This is a genomic window from Microbacterium istanbulense, from assembly GCF_037204145.1.
Taxonomy (GTDB): domain Bacteria; phylum Actinomycetota; class Actinomycetes; order Actinomycetales; family Microbacteriaceae; genus Microbacterium; species Microbacterium istanbulense.
Genome location: NZ_JBBDGN010000026.1, coordinates 1 through 4,176, shown reverse-complemented (window position 1 = coordinate 4,176; position 4,176 = coordinate 1). Strand labels below are relative to the sequence as shown.

Annotated in this window: 2 protein-coding genes; both read left to right on the top strand. The window is 60.8% G+C overall.

Annotation, left to right across the window (positions count from 1 at the left end; genetic code table 11):
- Nucleotides 1-181 (top strand): hypothetical protein (locus WDU93_RS15165; RefSeq protein ID WP_337322077.1); only part of this gene is annotated, 181 nt, incomplete at its 5' end.
- 479 nt (nucleotides 182-660) lie between these two features.
- The gene (locus WDU93_RS15160) at nucleotides 661-3,987 is read left to right on the top strand and encodes an NACHT domain-containing protein (protein WP_337322076.1); all 3,327 of its coding nucleotides are present in this window, start codon (nucleotides 661-663) and stop codon (nucleotides 3,985-3,987) included.
- Nucleotides 3,988-4,176 lie beyond the last annotated feature (189 nt).

The following is a 4,176-nucleotide window of genomic DNA, read 5'->3' as shown; positions in this document are numbered from 1 at the left end:
GATGACTTTCGGCGGCGTCGATCTCGCGCGTCGGGGTGGCCAGATCGAACACGCGCAGCAACGAGAACGGAACGTCAACGCGTCCAGACCTCGCAGCTCGACATTGTCGCCATGGCCGTTCGTCGCGTATGCGTTCCAGCGCTGGCGGATGTTCTCGGCACCGTCGGCCTTGCCGACGTAGTGACGACCGCCGCGGGTGTCAGTAATGAGGTAGATGCCGACGACGGACGAGAGCGCCGTTCGCAACGCCGCGTAACGGTGCTCGCGCCTGACCCGCCTGAAGCTGCGTACCGCCCGCGGCTGATCTTCAATGGCCCGACGCCAACTTGACCGTTGACGGCGCTGTCAGAGGCTCGACGCTTCCGGGCACGCGGGCCTCTCAACCGTGCCAGAGTGGCTGCGCCCGAAGCACGTTTGAGCCCAATAGAATCGCGTGGCGATGGAGCGAACGCGCCGGCGCAGAATCAGATTGGGAGTGCAATGCCTAATGGGAGCACTGGCGGCTCAAGTAATGAACGGGGCAGCAGGCACCGGAGTGGGGCCGCTGCGTTCCTAGCGGTTCACGGGATGGTCGGCCAGGCAGTTGAGGGCCGCCCCGGAGCCATCCCGTCACGTGTCTACTTGGAAGCATCAGAACATGTAGACGACATTGTCGTCCAGATGACGGATGACACGAAGTGGTATCTGCAATGCAAGCGCACAGCCGGAGTCGACGCGCCTCTTCGAAAGACGCTGGCGCAGTGGTGCAAGCAGCCGTATATGCCCGGCGACCGACTCGGGCTCGTCTCCAGGGAGTTCCGGGGCGCACTGAGAGAAATCCAACCGGCCATCGACCAGCTGAACGACGAGCATGCCCCTCCCCTGAACAAGAGGCAAGTTCGAAACCTAGACCTCGTCGAGTCCGAGCTCCGGACTGCAGGATGCGCGGATCCGGACGCGCTGATTCGTAGCGCGCTGTTTCTGCAACTGGCAACCGAGTTCGCACCGGATGCGCATCGACGGATCGCCTGTGCATTGCTCAGCACGATCGTCCCTCCAGACAAAGCAGACTCGGCGTTTCGAGCGCTCGAGAGCCTGATGCAGGAGTCAGCAGCCGCGAAGCGATGGACTGACATAGCCGATTGGCTGGTCGCACTCGAAGGCGCACACATCGAAGTCAGATCTGACATCTCCGGGGTACCGGCGGCTGCGGCGGAAGCGAAGCGCCAGGCAATTGATGCATACCGCGAAATACTCGCGCGACCTCTCGATCTTCTTACGCTCTCGACCCTCGCTCCTCGCCTCGGTGAGGTACGCGTAGACGGGCTGCTCGAAAACTGGAAAGTTCGATGGGGCGACCGTAAGTCGGCTGATCTCCCGAGGCTCGCGCGACGCAACGCCAGGTTCATCCTGAGTGGTCTGCCAGGCATCGGGAAGAGCGAGGCGATGCGGCAGTTGGCCGCACACATCGCGTCGGAGGATAAAGCTCCTGTCCCGGTGCTCTTCAATTTGAAGGAATCGCTGGCAACGATTCAGTCCGGTGGTTCGCTCACGCTTGAGACGATTCTTCGGCACGTTTCGGAGCGAATCGCCGGAGTGGACCCGGCCGTCGCGACGGCAGCTCTGAGGGAGGCGCTGTTCTCGGGAAATGCAGTCCTCATGGTGGATGGTCTCGACGAGGCTCGAAGTCATCTCGGTACAGTCGCCACCAATCTCGCGCAGATCGTCACCGCCCTGCCCGTAGCGACGGGATTCATCCTCTCAACACGTCCAAGCGCCGAAGAGGCCACGCGTCAACTGAGTCTGCCCACAGTCAGCCTTGACTCGCCGCCGAGCTTGAAACGATCCCTCCCGCAGATCATTCGAGCGTTGCTCCCCAAAGATGTTCCTCACCCAGAAGCGTGGATCGAAGAACGCGTGCAGCGTGTGCGCAGCGCATCCGAGCGCACGGACGACATCTGGAAAGTTCCCCTCCTCGCCACGTTCGCCACACTCCGTATCGCCGCCGACAAAGACGAAGCAACGAATGCGGTCGAACTCCTCAGCAACGTGATCGACGACAGCATCACCGCATGGGAACGCCTAAAGACGAGCCACTCTGACGGCCTCGACCCGGAGATGCGACCGTCGATGTTGACAGAAGGCTTCATCACCATCGGATGCCTGATCAACACGAGCACCGCAACGGTTGATGAGGCTGAGGCTAGAGTCGCTCGCCAGCTCGAACCATGGGAGTTGGCTATACCGCTCCGAAGAGAGCTGGCACGGCAGGTGGTCCACTTCTGGGACGAACGAGTCGGCGTCTTCGTTGTGCATGGGGACCACCTAGTGGCGCGCAGTCGTCAGTTTGCCGAGCTTGCGGATGCGCGCCGTGCCAGCCAACTACCGCTTCCGGACAAACAGGATTGGATCACGGCTGCCCTCACGAACCCTGATCTCAAACAGACCGTGCAGCTCGCCGTGCAGACAGACGAGGAGCTCCGAACACTCCTGCTTGAGATGGCGGACCGCGGCGAGGACGCCGGCAACCGCAATCGGGCAGCTGAGTGGGTGGCAAGCTTCGCCCCGAACTGGAAAGGCACGTCATTCGAAGTCGAGCAGTGGGTGATCGATGTCATCGCGAACGCGGCCGAAGACTTACTGCCCGTGCCCGAACCCGGCACTTCCTTAATAGAACGAATTGAGGCTCGCAGGAGCGACGGCGACGGGTGGCACTTCGCCGTCCAGCTCGCTCGCTACCAGGCGGCCCAGACACTCCGCGACCATCAGCGAAGGCGTCTTCAACAGCTTTCCCTTGCGCCGCAGCGACGTGCACTGATTGACCTCTTTGTCGGGCTCACAGCAGCCAAGCTTGAGCAGCGCCCGTTGAATGAACGAGAGATCGCGCTGCTCATTGGCCTTCTGGACTCACCCCGGCCCGAGAAGAGCTCAAGCGGCTATCGAAAAGGGGTATTCGTCATCGATGCAGCAGAACGCTACATCGAGGGCACGAGCGACGTGATTGAATTGGGGGTCGAACACGTAGACCAGTTGCCGGCAGGAGCGAACGAGAAGTTCTTCGCCATAGCGAAGCGGCACTCTCATAAGACGTTTGAGAAAGTAGCATCGGTGCTCTCGGAACGAGGCTACAAAGTCGACTACTCCGAGCTACTTTCCGGCCTCGATCCGTTGCGAGAATTCAGTGAGTTGTTCGCTGACAAGCACGGCCTTGGATGGCTGCTCTCGCTCCTCTCAGACTGGCCGGTTGAAAGCAGCAACGGAGTGCCACCGAAACCATGGCGATGGGGCGAAATCTCTGACCTTGTCTCGACTATCGGTTGGGCAGAAGGAACCATAGGCGATCTCAAAGCAGTCGCTGAAACCTCAGCCGATCTTCGGGCCACTTGGATTGGCAAGATCGTCGTTGCATACGGCTTTGACCGTGGCAGGCTGGCCGCGGAAGCGCGCGCGATCCTGCGTCAGCACGAAGAGGAGATGGAGGAGACACTACGGCAGATCTGCACCAACCAGTTGATCGAGCGCCAACCACTCAGACAGCTCGATTGTGAAGACGCCACCGAACTGGCACCCTGCTTCGCGTCCCACGCCGAAGCGATCGTGTCTCTGACCGCTCAGTTGACCGTGAACACGGGATGCCCCGGCGTCAGCGCCGTCATTGAAACTCTCGATACCCCCATGACATGGCGTAACCGATTCCTAGCGACTACTGTTTCGCTCGCGACCTCCACGGGAGATCCCGCGCTGGTCGAACGCTATCGCAAAGGCAGCAGTGCGAGCCGCGCGGGCCTCGCTCTGTTCGCTAAGACTGTTTCCGACAAGACTGACCTCCCGCTTACTGCGCTCCGAGAGGACCGTGACGCCGCCGTACGCCGTTACTGCGACGGCAACCTCGACACAGCGGACGTCTGGACTTGCGAACACTGTTTGACGGAGAATCCGATCACCGAGGACTCATGCGAGGAATGCCACCTGCACCCTGGCTGGCTCGTTCGCGGAAAGAATAGCTAGCGCCACAGGACGACGTGTCGTGGCTCGACGAGAGTGATTCATAGCCCAAGCGGGAGGAAACGGCTCATCCTTCAGGCCTTGGGTCCAGACGCGAAACTCAATGCCTTCGTGCAACCGGGAGTGCCATTTCGATCGGTCATCGAAGCCCATTGCAAGTTTCTGGAAAGCGAAACCTTAGAGTCCAAGCAA